Here is a 23,673-nt window from a genome sequence, read left to right on the forward strand (position 1 = left end):
TCCACGGGCCGGGAGCGTAGAAACACTCGGTAATGCCTCGTTAAGAGACGCTTAGCGCTCGGCCCGGAAGACGGTCGGAATCCGGCCGGGGTTCCAACCCGCGCGCAGTCTTCACAGCCGGCGGGCGCGCGGCTCGCCACAGCCGGACGAAGGACAGCACGGCGGCGCCCGTCAGCAGCCCGTTGCGGGCCAGCATCAGCAGGCAGCCGGTCCAGGTGCCGGCGATCACCTCGTGGTAGAGCAGCGGATAGGCCACGGTGCTCAGCGCGGTCGCCGCCAGGACCAGCACCGCCACCGGGCGCTGGCTGGTGTGCCGCGAGGTCAGGCACACGGCGGCCAGGCCGAGCAGCCAGACCAGGTACTGGGGGCTGATGACCCGGCTGGTGACCGTGAGCAGCAGCACCGCGCTCAGCGCCGCGTCGTACGGCGTCGCCGCGCTCCAGTGCCGCGCCCGCACCCGCCACAGCACCAGCAGCGCGAACACCGCCGCCGTCAGGGCGAGGGACGCGGTGGCCACGCCGCGCACGCACGGGCCGACCAGCTCCATCGCGCCGTACTGGTAGCGGACCCGGCCCGGCCAGCCGACGAGCCGCGCCAGGTTGAGCGCCGTACCGCCGAGCGACTCGATCTGCACGCCCCGGCCGCCCTGCTGCCGCAGGAAGACCAGCGGATTGCTGAACGACAGCGCGCAGAGCGCCAGCGAGGCCGCCCCGGCCGCCGTCGCCCACGTCCACGCCGTGCGGGTCGTACGTCCCCGGGGCGTGCCCAGCAGCACCAGGCCCGGCCACACCTTCACCAGAGCGCCCAGCGCCCCGAGCACACCGCCCGCGCGCGGGGAGCGCGCCAACGTCAACAGGGCGAGGACGGCGTACGCCGTGACCTGCACGTCGTACCGCGCGAGCGGCAGATGCAGCAGCAGCGGCAGGCCGCCCGTCCACACCGCGGCGCCGAGCAGGCACCGCCCGGGACGCCTCCCCGCGCGGATCAGCGCCGCCACGATCAGCGCGTCCGCGGCCAGCGTCAGCGCCACGAACGCCTGAAAGTACGTCAGCCCCGGCACCAGGCCCGGCGCCAGCAGCACCGCGCCCGCGCCCGGCGGGTACTGCCACAGCGTGTCGTGCGCCGGGAACGAGCCGTGGGCGAGGACGCCGTACCAGTGGAAGTAGAGCCCCCGCACCTCACGGCTCACCGAACCCCCGCCCAGCGGCGGGACGTTGTCGTGGGTGAGCACCCACAGCATCAGGGCGCGGGTGGCGAGCCAGAGGGTGACGAGGACGTGGGGGCGGCGTTTCATCGCGTGAGAGCCTAAGCGGCGCTGATGGTATATCCATGCAGATACGCCGTCATGACAGCCGAAGGTCGGCTAATCGGAACAGATCGGGATGTTGTGAACGTCGGGTTACCTGTGAAACCGCGGTCGCGGGTCCGGTGGGGCGTCGCCGTCGGGGTGCCCGCGCTGGTGATGTCCGTGCTCGGGCTCTGGGGGCTCGACCGGGGCGGGATGTGGCGCGACGAGGCCGTCACGTTCCAGGTCGCGGGCCGTACGGTGCCGCAGATCTGGCTGCTGCTGCACGGCGTGGACGCGGTGCACGGCCTGTACTACCTGCTCATGCACGCCGTCCTTGCCGTCCACCCCTGCGAGGTCGTTCTGCGGCTGCCCTCCGTGTGCGCGGCGGCCCTGACCGCGGGCCTGGTGGCCGCGCTCGGCGCCCGGCTGCTCCGGCCGCGCGCCGGGCTGTGGGCCGGACTGCTGTACGCGGGCTCGCCGATGGCCGGCCACTACGCCCAGGAGGGCCGCTCCTACGCCCTGGTCGCGGCCGGTGCCACGGGGGCGACGCTGCTGTTCGTCCGCGCGGTCGGCAGGGGCGGCCGGTCGTGGTGGGCGTACGGTGCGCTTCTCGGACTCACCTGCTGGCTGCACGAGTTCGCGGTCCTGCTGCTGCTTGCCCACGCGGTGTCGCTGGCGCTGGCCCGGGTGGGGGTGCCGGTGTGGCGGGGGTGGGGGTGTGCGGCGGGGGCGGCCGGGTGCTCGCTGGTGCCGATGGTTCTTGTGTCGCGGGCTCAGTCGGCGCAGGTGGCGTGGTTGCGGGCGCCGACGGGGGAGACGGCGCAGGGGTTGCTGCGGACGTTTTTCGGGCCGACGAACGCGGTGTACTGGGCGTGCCTCGGGCTGGCTGTGGTGGGGCTGGTGGGGGTGGTGGGGCGGCGGGGTGAGGTCAGCTGTGCGGGGGTTTGTCTGCCGTTGGTGGTGGTCCCGCCGGGTGCGTTGATGCTGGTGTCGCAGGTTTCGCCGTTGTACGTCGACCGGTATGTGCTGTACGCGTTGGGTGGGGCTCCGTTGCTGGTCGCCGCGGGGGCTGAGAGGTTGGCTGGGGCCGTGGGCCGCCACGGCACGTCGAGAAGGCGCCCCCTGCTGCCGTCCCCGTTGCTCACCCTCGCCGGTGTCCTCGCCGTCGCCCTCTCCCTGCTCCACCAGTTCCCCCTCCTGCGCACCGACCGCGACCCCGCGCACCGTCCCGACGACATCGCCGCCGTCTCCCGAGTCGCCGCCCGGGAGCTGGGGCCCGGGGTCCCCGTGCTGTTTCTCCCCGCCTGCACCCGGAACGTGGCCCTGGCCTACCCGGGGTCCTTCCGGGCGGCGTGGGACCTTGCGCTGGCGGAGGGGGCCGGCCCGTCCGGGACGTTGTGCGGGCGGGAGGTGGAGGCGTCCGTGTTGCAGCGGCGGCTGGCTGCGCCCGATCGGGTGTGGGTGCTCGCCGACCGGGGGCTGCTCGCCGGGCGCTGGGCCACGCGGAATCCCGTCGAGCGGGTCAAACTCGACTTGCTCGAAAGGGAGTTCATGCCCGTCCGGGAGTCCGTGCAGGACGGGGTGGCCGTACTGCTCTACGTCCGCCGGACCGGGGTCAGGCCTGGGTCTCCTCCAGGGCCGCCGAGTCCAGCGCGGCGGTGAGCCGGTCCAGGCGTTCGCGCAGTTCGGCGATCTCCGCCAGGTCGAAGCCGGTCGCCCCCGCGATGCGGCGCGGCACCTGCAGGGCGCGCTCGCGCAGGGCCGCGCCTTCCTCGGTGAGCAGCACGCGCACCGACCGCTCGTCCTGCGCGCTGCGCTCCCGCCGTACCAGACCGGCCCCCTCCAGCCGCTTGACCAGCGGGGACAGCGTGCCGGAGTCGAGCCGCAGATGCTCGCCGAGCTTCTTGACCGGCAGCTCGCCCTGCTCCCACAGCACCAGCATCACCAGGTACTGCGGGTAGGTGAGCCCGAGGTCCTTGAGGATCACGCGGTAGACGCCGTTGAAGGCGCGGGACGCGGCGTGCAGGGAGAAGCAGATCTGGCGGTCCAGGCGGAGCCAGTCCGCTTCGGAGCCGACGGGGGTCTGGGTGGCGGTCATGGATCCAGGGTAGCTCTTGCGAGCCATTTAGTTGTGCACAACTTAATTGTGTGCTCTACTTGTGGTCACAGCGAACCCCACCCGAGAGGAATGGTTTCCATGGACGCGCTCTACACCGCCGTCGCCACCGCCACCCACGGCCGCGAGGGCCGTGCCGTCTCCTCCGACGGCAAGATCGACCTCGCCCTGGCCATGCCGGTGGAACTGGGCGGCAACGGCCAGGGCACCAACCCGGAGCAGCTCTTCGCCGCCGGTTACGCCGCCTGTTTCGGCAGCGCCCTCGGCCTCGTCGGCCGCCAGGCGAAGGTGGACGTCAGCGACGCCGCCGTCACCGCCGAGGTCGGCATCGGCAAGCAGGGCGAGGGCTTCGGCCTCAAGGTGACGCTGCGCATCGAGCTGCCCGAGGGTGTGGACGAGGCGACCGGCCGCAAGCTGGTCGAGACCGCCCACCAGGTCTGCCCCTATTCCAACGCCACCCGCGGCAACATCGAGGTCGACCTCGTCATCGAGTAACACCCGGCGTAACCGGCCGGGAGTCCTGCCCCGTCACCTGCCCCGGCAGCCGCGCCCTGGGCGCCTGCGGCATCGACTCGCCCAGCAGCAGCGTGCGGACGACCCGTTCGGCGGCCCTGCCGTCGTCGAACTCGCAGAACCGGGCCCGGAAGTCCGCCCGCCGCCGCGCCGACTCCTCGTCCCGCCAGGCACCGGAGGCGAACAGCCGCGTCAACTCCCGCTGGGAGCGGGAGACATGGCCCGGAGCCTCGGCGGTGATGTCGAGGTAGGTGCCCCGGCTCGCGCGGTACGCGGCCCAGTCGTCGGCGTGCACCACGATCGGCCGGTCCAGGTTGGCGTAGTCGAACATCACGGCCGAGTAGTCCGTTACCAGCGCGTCGGCGGCGAGCAGCACCTGCTGCACGTGCGGCTCGTCCGTCGCATCCACCACGATCCCGCGCCGGTCCAGCTCCGCCAGGCCCAGGCCGCGCGCGGGACCGTCCGCGAGCGAGGGGTGCAGCCGGACCACGAGGGTGTGGCCCTCGCCCAGGCCGGCCGCGAACCGGGCCAGGTCGATCCGGTCCACGTGCCCGTCCCGGCGGTAGTCCCGCCGGGTCGGCGCGTACAGCACGACCGTGCTCTCCTCCGGGATGCCGTAGCGCAGCCGGAAGGCGGTGCTGTTCTGCTCGTCCGGGGCGACCAGCACGTCGTTGCGCGGGCTGCCGGTGCGCACCGAGGTGAAGTGGCACGGGTAGGCCCGCTCCCACACCAGCTCGGAGTGGCGGTTGGCGACCAGGCTGTAGTCCCAGCGGTCGGCCCGGCGCAGCATCTGCGGCACGTCGAAGCGGTGCCGGGCGCCGGGCTTGTCCAGCAGGTCGGCGCCCAGGTACTTGAGCGGGGTGCCCTGGTGGGTGTGGATGTGCACGCTGCCGGGTCGCTTGGCCGGCGTGCCGGGCCAGTTGACGTCGTTGACGAAGTACGACGCCCGCGCGGTGACCTCCAGATACCGCCGGGAGCCCACGATCACGTGCTCGACGCCGGGCGGCAGCCGCTCGGCCGTCTCCGCGTCCCGCACCACCCACACCCCGCGCAGCCGCGGGGCCAGCTCCCGTGCCTTCTGGTAGATCGCCGCCGGGTCGCCCAGCACGCCCCGGTGGGAGGACGCCGAGTACACCACCAGGTCCGGGTCGAGCGGGCGCCGCGCCTGTACGGCCGCCCAGCCGCCGCCGGCCCGCGCCACAGCAGCCTCGCGCGCCCGCTCCGCCCGCCGCGCGGCCTCCCGCCCGGCCCGTGCGGCCCACCGCCTCGCCCGGTACGCCGTGTACGAGCCCTCCAGCGCGGCGACCTTGCCGTCGACCAGGGCGTCCTCCGGCTTGTAGCTGCGGAACAGCTCCGCCGTACGCCGGAAGAACTCGGCCTTGTCGGCGGGCGGCAGCCGGTCCGGCTTGGCGAGGATGTCCAGGCAGTGCTCGCCCATCCTGCGGTGCAGATACGGCCGCCAGCGCCACAGCTCCGCACGCTGGTCGACGAAGGCGAACACCCGCTTGTACTGGTCGTGGATGTCGAAGTGCTTGCGGCTGGTGGTGGACAGGATGTTGCCCTGCCGGCGCTGCCGGTAGTTCAGGCAGATGCGGTCCAGGGCGGCGATCTGCGCGGCGCTCAGCAGGACCGGGAAGGTCCAGGGAGTGTCCTCGTAGTACCCGGGCGGGAACTCGAAACCGCCCAGCGTGACGAACTCCCGCCGGTAGACCTTGTTCCAGACCACCATCAGCAGGTCGAGGATCTCCGGGTGGTCGCCGACCGTGAAGGTGCCCACGCCGGCCTCGGCGAGCACGTGGGCGAGCGCGTTGCGGCGGATGCCGCCCCACCAGTAGGCGCGCGCGTAGTCGAAGACCAGCACGTCCGGGTCGCCGGCCTCGTCCAGCCGGTCGGCGATGGCGCGCAGCGCGCCCGGGGTGAGGGTGTCGTCGCTGTCCAGGAAGAGCAGGTAGTCGCCGCAGGCGTGCGGCAGCCCGGCGTTGCGGGCCCGGCCCAGGCCCACGTTCTCCGGCAGGTGCAGCACCCGCACGCGCGGGTCGCGCTCGGCGTACTCGTCGAGGATCGCGCCGCAGCCGTCCGGGGAGCGGTCGTCCACGGCGATCAGTTCGAGGTCGTTGAAGGACTGCAGCAGCACCGAGTCCAGGCACTCGCGCAGAAAACCCTGCACCTTGAAGCAGGGCACGATGACACTGAAGCGGGGCACGGCGGGTCAGCTCCTCTGGTCCAGCAGAGCGTGCTGGTGCGGACCCGGAAGGTCGAGCCTGCTGCCCTGCCGGCGCAGCCGGTGCCGTACGACGACCCGGCGCAGCACCGCGATCCGCCGGGCGGCGATCGTGGTCAGCCCGCCCCAGCCGAGGTCGGTGAAGTGGCCGTCAGGGAAGGTGAGTTCGTGCTCGGAGAGAAAGGCGCGGCGGTAGACCGCGCTCCACGCCGGGAACTGCACACCGGTCAGTCGGGGCAGATCGTCGGGCGTGAAAGCACCCTCCGGGGCCTTGGCGAACAGGGCCGCCGCCGGGTTCGTCGGCTCGCCTTCCCACCAGGGGGCGCGCTCGTGCTCGACGTACAGCACGTCGACGCCCGCGGTCTCGGTCAGCCGGGTGTCCAGTGCCGCCAGCGCGCCCGGCAGCAGCAGGTCGTCGCCGTCGAGGAAGAGCAGATACGCGCCGCTCGCCACCCGCATCCCGGCGTTGCGCGCCCCGCTCAGACCGGCGGACGGCGGTGAGTCGACCGGGGTCACCCGGGAGTCCCGCCCCGCGTATCCGGCGGCCACCGTGCCGGCCGGGGAGTCGGGGGCGTCGCAGACCGGGATCAGCTCCAGGTCTCCGAAGGACTGTGCGAGGACCGAGTCCAGCGCCTGGGACAGCCGGCCGGCGACCCCGTGGGACGGGACGATGATGCTGAAGCGGGGCATTCTGCTCCTCCTGTCGTCTTGCGGACGCGGCCGGACACGCGGCCGGACACGCGGCCGGACACGCGGCCGGGCCGACCCGCTGGACGCCAGGTGGGCGGTCGGCTCGGAGTGGGCCGCGTCGAGCCGAGGGGCATGGGAACTCCCGGAATGACCAACGGTGTTCAGAGCCCCTCGGTGGCGGGGGAGGGGCTGGAAGGCTGCGGAGAGGCAGCGAGCGGGGAGCGTCCGGAAGCCGCCGACGGCACCGGGTGCCGCTTGGCGAGCGGCGTGAACGGCGGCAGCCCCTCCGTCTCGCCCAGCACCACCCGTCGTACGACCCGCTCGGCGGCGCGCCCGTCGTCGTACGGGCAGAACCGCTCCCGGAACGCCGCCCGCAGCTGAGCGGAGCGCGAGCCGCGCCAGTGGCCGGTGGTGAAGATGTCGACCAGCTCGTCCTCGGTGCGGGCGACCGCGCCCGGCGGGAAGGCGAGCAGGTCGAAGTAGGTGCCCCGGGTGGCCTCGTACGCGTCCCGGTCCTCGGTGTGCACGACGATCGGCCGGTCCAGGTTGGCGTAGTCGAACATGATCGACGAGTAGTCGGTGAGCAGCACGTCCGAGGCCAGGCAGAGGGACTCCACGCTCGGATGGCCGGAGACGTCGAGGATCCGGCCGCCGCCCCCCGCAAGCGCGCCCTCGGCCGTCGGGCGCTGCGCCGGCTGCCCCTCCTGCCAGTAGTGGGCGCGGGCCAGGATCACGAACCGCGGGCCCAGGCGGCGCAGGACGCGCTCCAGGTCCAGGGTGGGGCGCCGGCTGCCGAGGTAGTCGCGGTGGGTGGGGGCGTAGAGGACGGCGACCGTGCCCGCCGGGATGCCGAGCGACTCCCGCACCCGCGCCACGTCGGCCGAAGTCGCCTGCTGGAAGACGTCGTTGCGCGGATAGCCGTACTCCAGCATGGTGTAGTCGCCGGGGTAGACCCGCTCCCAGGTCAGGGTCGTGTGGCGGTTGGCGGACAGCAGGTAGTCCCACTTGTCGACGCCCCGCAGCAGCTCCTCGAAGTCCATGTCCCGCGCCGCCGCGGGGTGTTCCTGGAGGTCGAGGCCCATGTGCTTGAGCGGGGTGCCGTGCTGGGTCTGCACGAAGACCTGGCCGGGGCGCTTCTTCAGTCTGCGGTCGAAGTTGACGTTGTTGACGAGGTACTTGGAGCGGGCCAGCGCCGTCCAGTAGGCGGCCGTGCCGGGGCGCAGCCGGTGCGGGCCCGGCGGGATCTCCGCCTGGTGCTCGGGGAGGGCGATCCAGGCGGTGCGGACGTGCGGGGCGTGCGCGCGGAACGCGGCCTCCAGCGCACCCGGGTTGCAGCTGTGCCCGCGCCCCCAGTACGCGGCGAAGACCGCGCGGTCGGTGCGCAGCGGGAGGCGCAGCTGGATCCGGTAGTGCAGCTGGAGGGCGCCCGCCCGCAGGGCCCGGGTGAGTCCGGCGGCGGACCTGAGGGCGCGTCGGCGGACGGACATCGCCAGCTGGAGGGCGCGGTAGGTGCGGTGCAGGCCGAACCGGACCAGGGTGTGACGCAGCCGGGTGCGCGAGGGGACGGAGGCGCCGGGGGCGCGGTAGCGGCGGCAGTGGGCGCGGGCCCGGCGCAGGAACGCGGCGCGGGTGCCGCGCGGCAGCCGGTCGCGCTTGGTGAACACCGTCGAGAAGTGGTCGACCATCCGGCCGTACAACACCGGCCGCCACCGGTCGAGTTCGGGCCGCTCAGCGAGAAACGCGAACACCCGGTCGTACTGGTCGAAGATGTCGAAGTGCTTGCGGCTGGTGGTGCCGAGGATGTTCCCTCGCCGGCGCTGCCGGTAGCGCACGCACACCCGGTCCAGCGTCGCGATCGACCCGGCCGCCATCAGGACCGGGTAGGTCCAGGGGGTGTCCTCGTAGTAGCCCGGCGGGAAGCGGAGCCCCATGGCCTCGACGAACTCCCGTCGGCACGCCTTGTTCCAGGCGACCATCAGGACGCGCAGCAGGCCGGGGCGGTCCTCGAGGCGGAAGGGCGCGGGGCCCTGCTGGGTGAGCGGGGCCGCGGACTGGTTGCGGACCTCTTCGCCGTTCCAGAAGGTGCGGGCGAAATCGTAGACCAGGACGTCCGGTTCGCCGGTCTCCTTGATCCGGTCGGTGATCGCGTGCAGCGCGTCCGGGGTGAGGGTGTCGTCGCTGTCCAGGAAGACCAGGTAGTCGCCCGTGGCCTCGGCCATGCCCGCGTTGCGGGCCTCGCCCAGCCCACGGTTCTCCGGCAGGTGTACGGGCTTCACGCGCGCGTCCCGGGCCGCGTACTCGTCGATCAGCGCACCACAGGAGTCCGGCGAGCAGTCGTCCACGGCGATCAGTTCGAGATCGGTGTACGACTGCGAGAGCACCGAGTCCAGGCACTCGGACAGGTACGCCTGGACCTTGTACGCGGGGACGATGACACTGAACCTGGGCAAGGGACATCCAAGGGCGCTCGACGCGGACGTTCTGCCCGGGAACGGCCGTTGGAGTGACTTGGTTACGGCCCGTACGGCAAGTGGGGGACATGAAGTGAACGGGGAAGGGCGGGGTGTTGAATCCCCGCCCTTCCAAACGTGCCCGGTTTGCTACTGGTTGTCGCTACTTCACGGCGCCTGCCATCACCCCGGACACGAACTGCCGCTGGAACGCGAAGAACACGACCAGCGGGATGACCATGGAGATGAACGCGCCCGGCGCCAGCACGTCGATGTTGTTCCCGAACTGCCGTACCTGTGTCTGCAGGGCGACCGTGATCGGCTGGGTGCCCGACTTGGTGAACACCAGCGCGACCAGCATGTCGTTCCACACCCACAGGAACTGGAAGATGCCGAGGCTCGCGATCGCGGGCCCGCCGAGCGGCATCACCACCCGTGCGAACAGGCGCAGTTCACCGGCGCCGTCCAGGCGCGCCGCCTCCAGCAGTTCGCGCGGGATCTCCGCGAAGAAGTTCCGCAGCAGGAACACCGCGAACGGCAGCCCGAAGCCGGTGTGGAACAGGATCACCCCGAAGATCGTCCCGAACAGGCCGATCTTTCCGAACAGTTCGGCGATCGGGATCAGCGCCACCTGCACGGGCACCACCAGCAGGCTGACCACGCCCAGGAACCACCAGTCGCGGCCCGGGAACTCCATCCACGCGAACGCGTAACCGGCGAGCGAGCCGATCACGACGACCAGGACGGTCGCCGGGACCGTGATCAGCACGGTGTTCACCAGGGAGTGGGTGATGTCGCTGTTCTCCAGCAGCTTCCGGTAGCTGTGGAAGGTGAGCTGGGAGGGCTGGGCGAAGACCTTCCACCAGCCGCTCGCGCTCATGTCCTCGGGCGCGCGCAGCGAGGAGATCAGCAGACCGATGGTGGGCACCAGCCAGAACAGGCCGACGAGGATGAGGAAGACGCGGACCAGTCCGCCGCTCAGCCTCTCGGAGATGCGCGCGGCGAGGGACCGCGGGGCCCGCACCGTCCGGACCGGGCCGACCTTGCTGACGCTTCCGGTGCTTCTGGCGGTCGCCATCATCGCCTGACCTCCCGCCTCAGCCGGCGAACATTGAAAAGCATCACCGGGATCACCAGCAACAGCAGGAACACCGCGATCGCGCTCGCGATGCCCGGCTGGCCCTCCGCGAAGCCCTTGCGGTACAGCTCCAGGGCCAGCACGTTCGCGTCGTCCTGGGAGGAGCCCGGCGCGATGATGTAGACGAGGTCGAAGACCTTCAGCACGTTGATCATCAGCGTGACGGTGACCACCGCCAGGACCGGCGCGAGCAGCGGCACGGTGATCCGGCGGAACACCTGCCACTCGCTCGCCCCGTCGACCCGCGCCGCCTCCAGCAGCTCACGGGGCACACCCGCGAGCCCGGCGGCGATCAGCACCATCGCGAAGCCGGCCCACATCCACACGTACGACCCGATGATGGCCGGGGTGACGAGGGACGGGCCGAGCCAGTCGACGCCGTTGTACGGCTCCTTGAAGTTGCTCGCCGGAAGCCGGAGCCGGGCCCCGTCGGCCTTGGCGGGCAGCGTGAAGGTGCCGTCACCGGCGGCCTTCGCCGTGGCCACCACCTTGCCGTCCTTCACCGCCTCGATCTTCATCCCGGAGTAGCCCAGCTCGGACGGGTCGGGGGCGCCGAGTTTGCCGACCCCCTTGCCGCGTGTGAAGTCCTGCCAGGTGGTGCCGGTGATCTTCCCCGGCTCCGGCTTCGCGGCCACGGCCTTCTTCGCGCTGTCGGGCATCTGGTCGGGCGCGACCCCGACGAGCGGGAGCAGCACGGTCTGCCCGGTGTGCACCGGGGCCGGCGTGAGGAAGCCGCCCCCGTCCGGCCGGAGCGGCGACTCCCGGCCCGGGTGCGCCTTCGGGAAGGCCGACGACTGCGCGAAGGTGTCGTGCACGCCCACCCACACCGCGTTGGCGACGCCCTTGTCCGGGTCCTGGTCGTACACCAGCCGGAAGATGATCCCGGCCGCCAGCATCGAGATCGCCATCGGCATGAAGACGACCAGCTTGAACGCCGTCCCCCAGCGCACCCGTTCGGTCAGCACCGCGAAGATCAGACCGAGGGCGGTGGAGACGGTGGGCGCGAACACCACCCAGACGATGTTGTTCTTCAGGGCCGTGCGGATGCCGTCGTCGGTGAACAGCGCCTTGTAGTTGTCGATCCCGGCGAAGCCGTCGCCCGAGGCGTTGTAGAAGCTGCGGAAGAGCGAGTACCCGATCGGATAGAGCACGAGCGCGCCGAGCAGCACCAGGGCCGGCAGCAGGAACAGTGCTGCCACCGTCCGGCGCGTGCCGGTCACGCTCTTGCGGCCCTTGTGACCCTTCTGACTCTTGTGTGCGGCGGGGCCCGGTGAGGCCCCGGCCGCCGCTGCCGACGTCATGACCGGATCAGCCCGCGTTCCCGTACGCCGCCGCCGCGTCCTTCTCCAGCTTCGCCTGGGTGCTGGCGACGTCCTTCGGGTTCTTCAGGAAGTCCTGGAGGTCCTTCCACTCGCCCTTGCCGGGGGTGCCGCCGAAGGCCTGCGGCGCCTGGTCGGACATGTCGAAGCGGAAGTCGTCGCCGGACGCGATCAGCGACTTGGCGATCGTCCGCTGCACCTCGTTCGGGTAGGCCGAGTTCGGCACGTTCTTGTTCGGGGACAGATAGCCGCCGAGCTTGGCCTGGATGGTCGCCGCGTCCGGGGAGGCCAGGAAGGTGGCCAGCGCCTGGGCCGCCTTGGAGTCCTTCAGGATGACGGCCGCATCACCGCCGGAGACCACCGGCGCGGTCGTACCGGCCGCCGGGAACGGGAACACCTTCGCGTCCGTGCCCACCTTGGCCTTGGTGTCGCCGATGTTGACCTGCACGAAGTCGCCCTCGTAGACCATCGCCGCCTTCGGCTGGTCGCCGCCGGTGAAGGTCTGGGTGACCGATGCCGGGAACTCGGTCTGCAGGGCGCCGTCCGCGCCGCCCGCCACGTAGTCCTTCTTGCCCCAGATCTGGGCGAGGGTGGTGAGGGCCTGCTTCACCGAGGGGTCGGTCCACTTGATCTTGTGCTGGGCGAGCTGGTCGTACTTCTCCGGGCCGGCCTGGGACAGATAGACGTTCTCGAACCAGTCCGTCAGCGTCCAGCCGTCGGCGCCGCCCACCGAGAACGGGGTGACACCGGAGTCGTACACGCTCTGGGCCGTCTTCAGCAGCTCCTGCCAGGTCTTGGGCTCCTTGGCGCCCGCGTTCTCGAAGACCTTGGCGTTGTACCAGATCAGCGACTTGTTGGCGGCCTTGTAGTAGACGCCGTACTGCTTGCCGTCGACCTTGCCGATGTCCTGCCAGCCCTGCGAGTAGTTCTGCTGGAGCTCCTTGAGCGCGTCCGGGCCGAGCGGCTTGGCCCACTTGTTCTGCACGGCCTGCTTGATCGCGCCCGGCTGCGGCAGCATCGCGATGTCCGGCGGCTGGCCGCCGGCGATCTTCGAACCGAGGAAGTTGATGATCGGATCCTGCGCGGGCACGAACGTCACCTTCGCGCCGGTGCGCTTCGAGAACTCCGCGAGGACCTTCTTGAAGTTCGCCTGCTCGGTGCCGGTCCAGACGGCCGCGACCTCCAGGCTCGCGCCGTTCAGCTTCGGCAGGGTGAGGGTGGAGCCGGGCGCGGAGGGCGTGCTGCTCTTGCCGCCGTTGTCGTCCTTCTTGTCGTCGCTGCCGGAGCAGGCGGTGAGCGCGAGCGTCCCCGCGAGCAGCGCGGCGAAAGTCGTGACGGCTCTGCTGGATCGGTGAGATCGGTGGGATCGGTTGGTTCGGATGGAGTTGCTGCTCCTGCTACGCATCAATGCCCCGTTCTTCGTTCTCCGTTGAACGTCCGAGCGCTGTCCGTGCGGTCCGGTGTACGCCGCTCCGCTTGCCGGGGGCAAGAGCGCCTACGGGGCCGAAAGGGTGATCGTGACCGGCTCGTGACCGAGGGTGTATGCGTGCTCTTGGGTGCTCTTTCGAGTTACGCCGGTGAACTCCTTCGAGTTACGCCGGGTTACAGCAGCGAGGGGACCTCCGCCGCGGAGACCTCCCGGGCCGCCCGCTCCACCGCGCTCGCCAGCAGGGCCAGGTCGGTGGGGCCGTTGCCCAGTTCGCGCACGGGCCGCCGGGTCGGCGGATCGCCCATGCGCTGCCACTCCAGCGCGACGACCGTGGGCCGCTGGGTCGCCGTGCGTGGGATACGGCCCGTCACCCGGCCGCCCTGGAACGGTATGCCCTGCCCGTCCGCGTACGACAGCCGCCCACGCCCCGGCGCCGGTTCGCCCCCGGCCTCCCGGCCCGCCTCGGACAGCGCGGCGCCCGCACGGCCGGACGCGGGGGCGTCCAGCGTGATGCGCAGCGCGGCCCGGCGCGCCGGTTCCGTCTCCGCCGTACGGCCGCCCGTCCCGGCCGCCGCGACCAGGTGCACGCCGAGCCGTTCACCCTCCCGGGCGACCGCCTCCAGCGCCCGCATCACCGACCCGGCGGCGGGCCGGCCCGGCGAGCCGAGCGCGGGCGAGACCAGCGCGTCGAGGTCGTCGACGACCACCACGAGCCGGGGCAACGGCGGAGCCGCCTCGGCCCGTTGCCGCGCGGCGGCGCCGGGCCGCAGCCGCAGCGTGGAGCTGGGCGGCGCCTCTATCTCCCCGGTGCCGGACGCGCCCTGCTGGTGGGCGCGCTGCGCGACGATACGGCCCGACACCTCGCGGCCCGTGTGCCACTGCGTGAAGTCCGTGCGGCCCAGCAGCTCCGCGCGCCGCTTCAGCTCGGCGCTCAGCGACTGCGCGAACTCCCGCATGCGCACGGGGTCGTTGGCGATGAGGTGGGTCGTCACATGGGGTATGTCCGTGCACACGCGCAGGCCGTCGCCGTGCCCGGCGCCCATGCCGACGCCGTCGCGGCCGTCTATCAGGACCACGCCCAGCCGGTCGGGCCGCTCGGCGGCGGCCAGCGAGGCCACGACGGCCCGCAGCAGCTCGGTACGGCCACTGCCGGTGGGCCCCTCGATCAGTAGATGAGGTCCGTCGGCCACCAGGTCGGCGGTGACCGGACCCCGCGGCCCGGCGCCGAGGACGGCCCGCGCCCGTCCGCCCAGCGACTGCGTGTCGTCGGCCGCGTCCGCCCAGCGGGCCATCAGCGAGGCCGGGGTGGCGCGGGCGAGCCCCAGCTCGTCCAGCAGCCGCGCGGACAGCGGCAGCGGCGTCGCCACGCGCGCGTGCCGCTCACCGACGCCGACGGGCCCGTCCGGGCGCAGCGGCGCCAGCGCCCGCGCGAACCGCTCCGCCCAGGCGACGGAGACGGCGTCGACCGCGGCGAGCGTCCCGTGGCCGACCGGGCCGGTCGGCGCGACGCGCATCAGGTGCAGCGCGGTGGCTATGTCCCCACTGAGCAGTGCGACGGCCCCGCAGTGCCGGAAGGTGGGCGTGACCGCGCACGCGGCCTCGTACGTCCGCGCCACCGGCGAGGCGGGCGACACGGGTTCCGTCTCGGCGAGGCACACCACATGAACCCCGGCCCGCGGCCCGGCAACGGCCAGCCGCGCGACGGCTTCCTGCAGGGAGGCTCCGCCGGGGTCACCGTCCACGATGACGACGGTGTAGGGGCCCAGGAATCCGGCGGGGCCGTCCAGGCCGGGCTCGTCCTTGGCCCAGGAGGGGCGACGGGCGGGGGCGGAGGGCGTGCCGGGGTGGGGGTACGCGTCGGTGTGCGCCTCCGGTGCCGGGACGCGCGGCGGTGTCGGGTGGGCTGCGGTCCTGCCCGTGGCCGCGTGGTCCTCGATCCGGCGCAGCAGTTCCTCCGTGCGGGCCGCCGCCTGTTCGCGGTCGTAGGCCAGCAGCAGGCGGCAGTCCTGGCCGTGGCCGGGACGGACGTGCGGGAGCCAGCCCAGCCAGGACCACTCGGCCGTCCGCTCCTCCACCGGGCGGCCCCGGTCGGCGCTGATCAGCACGATCTCCAGCTGGTCGGGGGAGTGCAGCGCGGCGAGCTGGGCCAGTACCGCGCGGGCCAGTCCGGACAGCCGGGGGCGCGGACCGGCCAGACCCAGTGCGCCCGCCTCGCGCAGCGCCGCGGTCACCGGCACGGCGGGCAGCACGCCCGAGCCGTCGGGTGCGCTCCGGTCGGCCGTGCCGAGCCGCACGGTGAGCGCCTCCGGGTGCCCCGCTCCCCGCTCCCACAGCCGGGGCCCGGGACCCAGCGCCGTCAGCAGCACCGCGGCCGGGTCCGGCCAGGTCTCCGGCTGCTGGAGGACACCGGCCGCCGGGGCCTCGTCCGCACCCGTCGCCGGGGCGCCGTAGGTCTCCGCCCCGGCCGCCGTCTGCTCCGCACGCCCGCCGGCCAGCCGCCGTGCCCACGCGCCGAGCCCGCCGCGCCGCCGGGTGCCCTGGGGGGCTTCGGTTCTGCGCGTGCCGGGTTCGCTGTCCTCGTACGGGCCGGGCAGGAGCTGACCGCCGGTGACTCCGAAGCGTCCGCCATGGGTGTCCCCGCCCCGGCTCTCGATGCTCGGCGCTCCGGCCTGCCCCGGTACGACGTGCGCCGGCGCGCGCTCGTGCTCATGGGCGCCCGCACCCGGGACACCCCAGTCAGCCGTGCCGTACGCGTGAGGGGCCACCCCGGAGGCTCCCTCGGCAGCCGCCGACGGCGCCAGGCCCCCATTAGGGCCACCCGCGCCCGACGACACACCGGCATCCACACCGGCACCCTGACCCTGCGGAGCGACCCGCACGGACCCCTCGCCGTCCGCCACCGTCCGCACCCGGGCCCCGGGCCCCGCGCACGGAGTGACCCGCAACGCCGACTCGCCGATCCGCAGCAGCGCCCCCGCGGGGAACCGCACCGGCCGCTCACCGACGCGGTTGCCGTCGAGCGCCGTGCCGTTCGTGGAGCCGAGGTCGGTCACCGAGACGCGGCCGTCGGCGGCGACCGTGACCGCGCAGTGCAGCCGGGAGACGTCCGGGTCGTCCAGCGGGACGTCGGCGTCGGCGGAGCGGCCCACGGTGATCCGGCCGCCGTGGAGCAGATGGACGCCGCCCGCGTCCGGACCCGCGACCACGTGCAACTGGGCCGGGGCGTCGTCCAGTTCGGGATGCGGTTCGGGTGCCGCCGGGGCGCCCAGGGACAGCACGGCGCCGTCGACCAGCGGGGGCTCGCCGAGGGCGCTGCGGCGGGCGTCCAGCCGCTCGGTGCCGGCGTACAGCACGACCGGCGCGCCGCCGGGCTCGCGGCCCGCACCGCTCTCTCCGGTGACCGCCGCGGCGAGCGCCGACGCCACCGCGGCCAGGTCCGTCCCCGCGGGCGCCGTCACCAGCACGTCGCGGCTCGCGGCACGGCCCCGCTGCGCGGCCGGGCCCAGCGGGTCTACGACGGTCAGCCGGATCTGCATCCCACCCCCACACGAGCACGTCGGCCAGTACTGGGGGCATCCTCGCACCTGCCACTGACAACTCGCCCGGGACCCGGTGACAAGTGATCTTGATTGGTCGGCTCTGCCCCTAAAAATGCCTGACCAGTACCGCACCGGCGATCATTTGAGATCGGTCACGTCCGCTCCCGGCAACCTCTGGACCAAGTCGAGCGTCTTTCCTTCGAACCTGTTCGCCAACGCATACGTACGTCCGCAAGGGCGGCACTACAGTGGGTCGGAAGCAGCAGCAAGCAAGCAGCTAGGGAGCGCGTGACGTGCGGCCAGTCGGCAGCAAGTACCTGCTTGAGGAGCCGCTCGGACGCGGCGCCACAGGCACCGTCTGGCGTGCCCGCCAGCGCGAGACCGCGGGCGCCGAGGCGGCCGTGCCCGGCCAGCCCGGCGAGACGGTCGCCATCAAGGTCCTCAAGGAGGAGCTGGCGAGCGACCCGGACATCGTGATGCGCTTCCTGCGCGAGCGCTCCGTCCTGCTCCGCCTCACCCACCCGAACATCGTCCAGGTCCGCGACCTGGTGGTCGAGGGTGATCTGCTGGCCCTGGTCATGGACCTCGTCGACGGCCCCGACCTGCACCGCTACCTGCGCGAGAACGGCCCCTTCACGCCGGTCGCCGCCGCGCTGCTGACCGCGCAGATCGCCGACGCCCTCGCCGCGAGCCACGCCGACGGCGTCGTCCACCGCGACCTGAAGCCCGCCAACGTCCTGCTCGCGCAGAACGACGGCCGGATGCACCCGCTGCTGACCGACTTCGGCATCGCCCGCCTCGCCGACTCCCCGGGCCTGACCCGGACCCAGGAGTTCGTCGGCACGCCCGCGTACGTCGCGCCGGAGGGTGCCGAGGGCCGTCCGCAGACCTCCGCCGTCGACATCTACGGCGCCGGCATCCTGCTGTACGAGCTGGTCACCGGCCACCCGCCGTTCGCCGGGAGCACCGCCCTCGAAGTGCTGCACCAGCACCTGAGCGCCGAGCCTCGCCGCCCCTCCACCGTCCCGGACCCGCTGTGGACGGTCATAGAGCGCTGCCTGCGCAAGAACCCCGACGAGCGGCCCAGCGCCGAGAACCTCGCCCGCGGCCTGCGGGTCGTCGCCGAGGGCGTCGGCGTGCACGCGAGCGCCGCCCAGATCGCCGCCGCCGAGGCCGTGGGCGCGCTGCTCGCGCCCGACCCGGCCCCGACCGCCGTACCGGGCGTGCCCGGCGCCGCCGACCCCACGCAGGTACTGCCGACGAACGCGCGCCAGTACGACCCGAACGCCGCGACGAGCGTGCTGCCGCACACCGGCGGCCCGGCCGGCGCCGCCGACCCCACCGCCGTCCTGCCGCACACCGGCGCGGCGGACCCGACGGCCGTCCTGCCCCAGGGCCGGCCGGGCCAGCCGGGGCAGCCGGGGCAGCAGCCCGAGCAGCCGCACCCCTGGCAGACCCAGCTGCGCGCCGCGCGGGACCGCAACGAGCAGACGCAGATCCAGTACCTCGACCCGGACGAGGACCCGCTGCGCCGCCGCCCCCAGCGGCAGGTGGCCCGGCCCCAGCAGCAGCCCCGCCAGGCCCCGCAGGCGCGCCCGCAGCGTCCGCAGCCGCGCGGACAGCAGCACGCGCCGGCCGGCTACGGCTACCCGCAGCAGCAGCCGCAGCAGTACGCCCCGCCGCAGCGGCCCGCGCCCGCGCCCGAGCCCCGGGCGCCGCGGCAGCGCAGCGCCAACCCGATGAAGATCCCCGGGCTCGGCTGCCTCAAGGGCTGCCTGTTCACGATCGTCATCCTGGTGGTGGCGAGCTGGCTGATCTGGGAGCTGACCCCGCTGCACACGTGGGTCGGCCAGGGCCGGGGCTACTGGCACGAGGTGACCCACTTCGCCGGGCAGGTCGGCCACTGGATGAAGGAACTGGGCAGGGCCGGCTCCGGCAACTGATCGCCGCCTTGGAGACTTGTCGACATCTGGCGGGTGATTTCGGTCCCCGTGGTGAAGGCCGGCTCGTCGGACGCGTAGTTTTAGCGGCAACACGCGTCTGGTAGGAGCAGTCTTGGCACGGAATATCGGCAGCCGGTACACCGCGAACCAGATCCTCGGCCGGGGGAGTGCCGGCACGGTGTGGCTGGGCGAGGGACCGGACGGCCCCGTCGCCATCAAGCTGCTGCGCGAGGACCTCGCCTCCGACCAGGAGCTCGTCGGACGCTTCGTGCAGGAGCGCACCGCGCTGCTCGGGCTGGAGCACCCGCACATCGTGTCGGTGCGCGACCTGGTGGTCGACGGCAACGACCTCGCGCTGGTCATGGACCTGGTGCGCGGGACGGATCTGCGCACCCGCCTGGAGCGCGAGCGGCGGCTCGCCCCCGAGGCGGCCGTGGCGATCGTCGCCGACGTCGCCGACGGGCTGGCGGCGGCCCACGCGGCCGGGGTCGTGCACCGGGACGTCAAGCCCGAGAACGTGCTGCTGGACATGCGCGGCCCGCTCGGGCCGGGCGGGTCGCACCCCGCGCTGCTGACGGACTTCGGCGTGGCCAAGCTGATCGACTCGCCGAAGCGGACCCGCGCCACGAAGATCATCGGTACGCCCGACTACCTGGCGCCGGAGATCGTGGAGGGCCTGCCGCCGCGGGCCGCCGTGGACATCTACGCCCTGGCGACGGTCCTGTACGAGCTGCTCGCGGGCTTCACCCCCTTCGGCGGCGGCCACCCGGGCGCGGTGCTGCGCCGTCACGTGACCGAGACCGTCGTACCGCTGCCGGGCATCCCCGAGGAGCTGTGGCAGCTGCTCGTGCAGTGCCTGGCCAAGGCCCCGGCCTCCCGGCTGCGCGCCTCGGAGCTGGCGGCCCGGCTGCGCGAGCAGCTGCCGCTGCTGGCCGGGATGCCGCCGCTGGACGTGGACGAGCCGGACGCGGAGCCCGCCGAGGAGACGGCGGAGGAGGTTCGGCCCCCGTCGACTCCCGTCGAAGGCGAGCCGGTACGGCGGCGGGGCGCGGTGTCCCTGGTGCCGGGAGCCAAGCCGGACTCCAACCGGGACACGCATACGTCGATGAGGGTGCCGGGAGCGGACGAGCTGGCCGGCGGCGCCCATGGAACGGCCCGCGCCCCCCGAGCCGCCGGCGCCCCCCGCCCGGGCTCGGCCCGGCACCGGGTGGCGGTACGACGCCGCAGGGTGACGCTCGGCGTGGCCGGCGTGGCCGTGGCGGCGGTAGTGGCCGTAGGCGCGTACCTGGCCTCGTCCGGCGGCGACGACCACCCACCCCAGGACACCCACACCACGTCGACCCCGTGACCCGCCCAGGGGGCGCCGCCCCTGGGCGCCCTGGTAGCTGGGGCATACCCGGCCCTCGCTGCCCGGCGGAGCCGTTACGCTGGAGGCGTGGCAGTCGTCGATGTATCCGAAGAGCTGAAGTCCCTCTCCTCGACCATGGAGTCGATCGAGGCCGTCCTGGACCTCGATGCGATGAGGGCAGATGTCGCCGTGCTCGAGGAGCAGGCGGCGGCGCCGTCCCTGTGGGACAACCCGGACGAAGCGCAGAAGATCACCAGCAAGCTCTCCCACCTCCAGGCCGAGGTCAGGAAGGCGGAGGCGCTGCGCGGCCGGATCGACGATCTCGCCGTGCTCTTCGAGATGGCCGAGGAGGAGGACGACCCGGACACCCGCGCCGAGGCCGAGTCCGAGCTGGCCGCCGTGAAGAAGGCGCTGGACGAGATGGAGGTCCGGACGCTCCTCAGCGGTGAGTACGACTCCCGCGAGGCGCTCGTGAACATCCGCGCCGAGGCCGGTGGCGTCGACGCCGCCGACTTCGCCGAGAAGCTTCAGCGCATGTACCTGCGCTGGGCCGAGCAGCGCGGCTACAAGACCGAGCTGATCGAGACGTCGTACGCGGAAGAGGCCGGCATCAAGTCGACCACCTTCTCCGTGCAGGCGCCGTACGCCTACGGCACCCTCTCCGTGGAGCAGGGCACCCACCGCCTCGTGCGTATCTCGCCCTACGACAACCAGGGGCGCCGCCAGACCTCCTTCGCCGGTGTCGAGGTGCTCCCCGTCGTCGAGCAGACCGACCACATCGAGATCGACGAGTCCGAGCTGCGCGTCGACGTGTACCGGTCCTCCGGTCCCGGCGGTCAGGGCGTGAACACCACCGACTCCGCGGTGCGCCTCACCCACCTCCCCACGGGCATCGTGGTCTCCTGCCAGAACGAGCGGTCGCAGATCCAGAACAAGGCCACCGCGATGAACGTCCTCCAGGCCAAGCTGCTGGAGCGGCGCCGCCAGGAGGAGCAGGCCAAGATGGACGCCCTCAAGGGCGACGGCGGAAACTCCTGGGGCAACCAGATGCGTTCGTACGTGCTGCACCCCTACCAGATGGTCAAGGACCTGCGCACCGAGCACGAAGTGGGCAACCCGGAGTCCGTTTTCAACGGTGAGATCGACGGGTTCCTGGAGGCCGGCATTCGCTGGCGCAAGCAGCAGGAGAAGTAACTTTGTCGACATGACAACTGCCGCCCGAGTGGCGGCAGTTGTCATTTGTCTGGGTTTTACATCACACTCACAGGTCTCAACTCCCCGTAAACGCCACCCCATGCGGACATTGCGCACGCAACGGCCTTGACGTTGCTTTGAAAAATCGGAAGGGTAAAGCGTGGCATGCGTGTCTCTGGGGCGCATGTGGACCGGGGGAACGAGATGACACGGACATGAATTCCGGCTTCGTCAGCTGCCTCCGTCGATCACGGCCGGCCCCACGCACCGCCTCATTGACGAATAGCTACTGGGGGTAGCAACCACATGACGAAGAAGACGCGGATCCGGGTCGCGCGGATAGCCGCCGGCGCCGTGATCGCGGCCGGTGCGTCGCTGACCGCCGCGGGAGCCGCTTCGGCCGCGGGCATCGATGTCCAGGCGGGCCCGATCAACATCGGCGTGAGCACCGGCGACGGTGACGACGCGGGCACCACCGAGGGTGCCACCGTGGGTGTGACCGAGGGCAACACCGAGGGCTCGACCGTGGGTGTGACCGAGGGCAACACTCAGGGCACGTCCGTCGGGACGACCGAGGGCAACACTCAGGGCACGTCCGTCGGGACCACCGAGGGCAACACCCAGGGCACGTCCGTCGGGACCACCGAGGGCAACACCCAAGGCACGTCCGTCGGCACGACCGAGGGCAACACCCAGGGCACCTCCGTCGGCACGACCCAGGGGACGACCGAGGGCGACACTCAGGGCACGACCCAGGGGACGAGCCAGGGTACGACCCAGGGCACCTCCGAGGGCGGCACCCAGGGCAACACCGACGGTGGCAACGGCAACGGTGGCAACGGCAACGGTGGCAACGGCAACTCCGGCGGCAACGGCGGAGGCCACGGAAGCACGGGCGGCAACGGCACCGGCGGCGGTTCCAGCACCGGTGGCACCACCGGCGGCGGCTCCAGCACCGGCGGGAACCACACCACCCCCGACGGCGGCAACAACAACGCCTCCCAGGAGGAGGGCTCCTCGGCCCTCACCGACACGGGTTCCGACACCTCGGCCCAGGGTGGCGACAAGAAGCTCGCCGAGACCGGTGCCGGTCAGACCGCGTTCCTGCTCATCGGTGCCGCGACGATGATCGCCGGCGGCATCGGCTTCCGCTTCCTGCCGCGTCTGGCGAACGGCCGGGGCGGCGCGGCGGCCTGATGACCGCCTGAGCGCACCGGTCGTGGCCGTAAGGTCACACCGCGTACGCGCAACCCAAGTCGAAGGGCCCGGAGCTGCATGCTCCGGGCCCTTCGCAGTCCTTCCGGCCCTTCTAGGCGGTCTGGTGCGCCAGCAGCGCCACCGCGGCGATCAGCACCGCCAGGAGCGCGATCAGCGCCATCGGGTTCAGCCCCGCGAAGAAGCCCTCCTGCTGCAGTCGCTCGCGGTTCGCACGGCACACAGGGCACCGGCCCTCGCTCACGGGCGCAGCGCAGTTCGCGCACACCAACCGGTCGTACGTCATGCGCTCGCCCTCCTTGCACCGGCCATCACACACAACAACGCTTCGAGGAACGAGAACGTTCCCCTCCCACTCTGCCAGGTTCCCCCGGAAAGAGCGCGGGCGTCCGGCGAAGGCCAGGAGCAGGCCTGTACAAAACGTCGGGAGCAGTCCCATACAAAAACGCACAAGTCTCGCGCAACCGCAACCGGACCCTGCACTCGTGCACCCGGGTCGCGTATGGTCACGCACATCTACCCCCGGCGACCCGTGGTGCATCCGTGATCCGATTCGACAATGTCTCCAAGGTCTACCCCAAGCAGACCCGACCAGCCCTGAGGGAAGTCTCCCTGGAGGTGGAGAAGGGCGAGTTCTGCTTCCTCGTGGGGTCCTCCGGCTCCGGAAAGTCCACCTTCCTGCGGCTCATCCTCCGCGAGGAGCGGTGCAGCCACGGCCAGGTGCACGTTCTGGGCAAGGACCTCGCGCGCGTCTCCAACTGGAAGGTGCCGCAGATCCGCCGCCAGCTCGGAACGGTCTTCCAGGACTTCCGGCTCCTGCCGAACAAGACGGTCGCGGAGAACGTGGCCTTCGCGCAGGAGGTGATCGGCAAGTCCCGCGGTGAGATCCGCAAGTCCGTGCCGCAGGTGCTCGACCTCGTCGGGCTCGGCGGCAAGGAGGACCGGATGCCCGGCGAGCTCTCCGGTGGTGAGCAGCAGCGCGTGGCCATCGCGCGGGCCTTCGTCAACCGGCCCAAGCTGCTCATCTGCGACGAGCCCACCGGCAACCTCGACCCGCAGACCTCCGTCGGCATCATGAAGCTGCTCGACCGCATCAACCGGACGGGCACCACCGTGATCATGGCGACGCACGACCAGAACATCGTGGACCAGATGCGCAAGCGCGTCATCGAGCTGGAGAAGGGCCGCCTCGTCCGCGACCAGGCCCGCGGTGTCTACGGCTACCAGCACTGAGCCGTAACCGCCGCCCGACGACCGTCCACGGAAAGGC

General features: G+C 72.3%; 16 protein-coding genes and 1 pseudogene. 7 read left to right on the forward strand and 10 right to left on the reverse strand.

The annotated features are described in order from the left end of the window. Window positions 1–40 precede the first annotated feature (40 nt). Window positions 41–1,294 (reverse strand): glycosyltransferase 87 family protein, encoded by a 1,254-nt coding sequence (locus tag ACWD3E_RS00155; RefSeq protein WP_451385283.1) that lies wholly within the window; start codon window positions 1,292–1,294, stop codon window positions 41–43. A 111-nt stretch (window positions 1,295–1,405) separates the two neighbouring features. Here ACWD3E_RS00155 and ACWD3E_RS00160 point away from each other — a divergent pair, with 111 nt between their 5' ends. After that, window positions 1,406–2,950: a glycosyltransferase family 39 protein gene (locus tag ACWD3E_RS00160; RefSeq protein ID WP_451385284.1), complete on the forward strand. Its 1,545-nt coding sequence runs from the start codon at window positions 1,406–1,408 to the stop codon at window positions 2,948–2,950. On the opposite strand, the gene ACWD3E_RS00165 is transcribed toward ACWD3E_RS00160, so the two are convergent. Continuing rightward, window positions 2,904–3,386 carry a MarR family winged helix-turn-helix transcriptional regulator gene (locus ACWD3E_RS00165; protein WP_451385285.1) on the reverse strand — a complete coding sequence of 161 codons (483 nt, stop codon included), beginning with the start codon at window positions 3,384–3,386 and terminating at the stop codon, window positions 2,904–2,906. The two genes, ACWD3E_RS00160 and ACWD3E_RS00165, sit on opposite strands and share 47 nt — an antisense overlap. A 99-nt stretch (window positions 3,387–3,485) precedes the next feature. On the opposite strand from ACWD3E_RS00165, the gene ACWD3E_RS00170 reads away from it, so the two are divergent. Further along, a complete protein-coding gene (locus tag ACWD3E_RS00170; RefSeq protein WP_451385286.1) occupies window positions 3,486–3,899 on the forward strand; it encodes an organic hydroperoxide resistance protein in 414 nt (137 codons plus the stop codon). Here ACWD3E_RS00170 and ACWD3E_RS00175 read toward each other — a convergent pair. The 7 genes and pseudogenes from ACWD3E_RS00175 to ACWD3E_RS00205 all read right to left on the reverse strand — a co-directional run bounded on the left by ACWD3E_RS00175 (window position 3,889) and on the right by ACWD3E_RS00205 (window position 16,700). Then, a complete protein-coding gene (locus ACWD3E_RS00175; RefSeq protein WP_451385287.1) occupies window positions 3,889–6,120 on the reverse strand; it encodes a bifunctional glycosyltransferase/CDP-glycerol:glycerophosphate glycerophosphotransferase in 2,232 nt (743 codons plus the stop codon). The two genes, ACWD3E_RS00170 and ACWD3E_RS00175, sit on opposite strands and share 11 nt — an antisense overlap. A 15-nt stretch (window positions 6,121–6,135) precedes the next feature. Then, a pseudogene (locus tag ACWD3E_RS00180) lies at window positions 6,136–6,828 on the reverse strand (glycosyltransferase family 2 protein); the annotation flags it as partial. A 161-nt stretch (window positions 6,829–6,989) separates the two neighbouring features. After that, window positions 6,990–9,278 carry a bifunctional glycosyltransferase/CDP-glycerol:glycerophosphate glycerophosphotransferase gene (locus ACWD3E_RS00185; protein ID WP_451385288.1) on the reverse strand — a complete coding sequence of 763 codons (2,289 nt, stop codon included), beginning with the start codon at window positions 9,276–9,278 and terminating at the stop codon, window positions 6,990–6,992. A gap of 163 nt (window positions 9,279–9,441) precedes the next feature. Continuing rightward, entirely contained in the window at window positions 9,442–10,359 is a 918-nt protein-coding gene (locus tag ACWD3E_RS00190) for a carbohydrate ABC transporter permease (protein ID WP_451385289.1), read from the reverse strand. Next, window positions 10,356–11,717, reverse strand: coding sequence for a carbohydrate ABC transporter permease (locus ACWD3E_RS00195; RefSeq protein ID WP_451385290.1), 1,362 nt, complete (start codon window positions 11,715–11,717; stop codon window positions 10,356–10,358). The genes ACWD3E_RS00190 and ACWD3E_RS00195 overlap by 4 nt, the downstream gene beginning before the upstream one ends. Before the next feature lie 7 nt (window positions 11,718–11,724). Next, a complete protein-coding gene (locus tag ACWD3E_RS00200; protein WP_451385291.1) occupies window positions 11,725–13,140 on the reverse strand; it encodes an ABC transporter substrate-binding protein in 1,416 nt (471 codons plus the stop codon). 197 nt (window positions 13,141–13,337) lie between these two features. After that, on the reverse strand, window positions 13,338–16,700 hold the full coding sequence (locus ACWD3E_RS00205) for an FtsK/SpoIIIE domain-containing protein (RefSeq protein ID WP_451385292.1): 3,363 nt from the start codon (window positions 16,698–16,700) through the stop codon (window positions 13,338–13,340). 296 nt (window positions 16,701–16,996) lie between these two features. Here ACWD3E_RS00205 and ACWD3E_RS00210 point away from each other — a divergent pair, with 296 nt between their 5' ends. From ACWD3E_RS00210 to ACWD3E_RS00225, 4 genes are all read left to right on the forward strand, one after another. Then, window positions 16,997–18,646, forward strand: coding sequence for a serine/threonine-protein kinase (locus ACWD3E_RS00210; protein ID WP_451385293.1), 1,650 nt, complete (start codon window positions 16,997–16,999; stop codon window positions 18,644–18,646). 112 nt (window positions 18,647–18,758) lie between these two features. Continuing rightward, window positions 18,759–19,994 carry a serine/threonine-protein kinase gene (locus tag ACWD3E_RS00215; protein ID WP_451385294.1) on the forward strand — a complete coding sequence of 412 codons (1,236 nt, stop codon included), beginning with the start codon at window positions 18,759–18,761 and terminating at the stop codon, window positions 19,992–19,994. A gap of 87 nt (window positions 19,995–20,081) precedes the next feature. After that, the gene (gene prfB / locus ACWD3E_RS00220) at window positions 20,082–21,188 is read left to right on the forward strand and encodes a peptide chain release factor 2 (protein ID WP_451385295.1); all 1,107 of its coding nucleotides are present in this window, start codon (window positions 20,082–20,084) and stop codon (window positions 21,186–21,188) included. Window positions 21,189–21,494: 306 nt separating this feature from the next. After that, a complete protein-coding gene (locus tag ACWD3E_RS00225; protein WP_451385296.1) occupies window positions 21,495–22,385 on the forward strand; it encodes a hypothetical protein in 891 nt (296 codons plus the stop codon). A 112-nt stretch (window positions 22,386–22,497) separates the two neighbouring features. Here the strand turns inward: ACWD3E_RS00225 and ACWD3E_RS00230 are convergent, their stop codons facing one another. Next, window positions 22,498–22,689: a hypothetical protein gene (locus ACWD3E_RS00230; protein WP_067001570.1), complete on the reverse strand. Its 192-nt coding sequence runs from the start codon at window positions 22,687–22,689 to the stop codon at window positions 22,498–22,500. Between the two features lie 257 nt (window positions 22,690–22,946). Here ACWD3E_RS00230 and ftsE point away from each other — a divergent pair, with 257 nt between their 5' ends. Beyond that, on the forward strand, window positions 22,947–23,636 hold the full coding sequence (gene ftsE / locus ACWD3E_RS00235; protein ID WP_451350380.1) for a cell division ATP-binding protein FtsE: 690 nt from the start codon (window positions 22,947–22,949) through the stop codon (window positions 23,634–23,636). Window positions 23,637–23,673 lie beyond the last annotated feature (37 nt).

Source organism: Streptomyces sp. NPDC002676 (assembly GCF_053592455.1).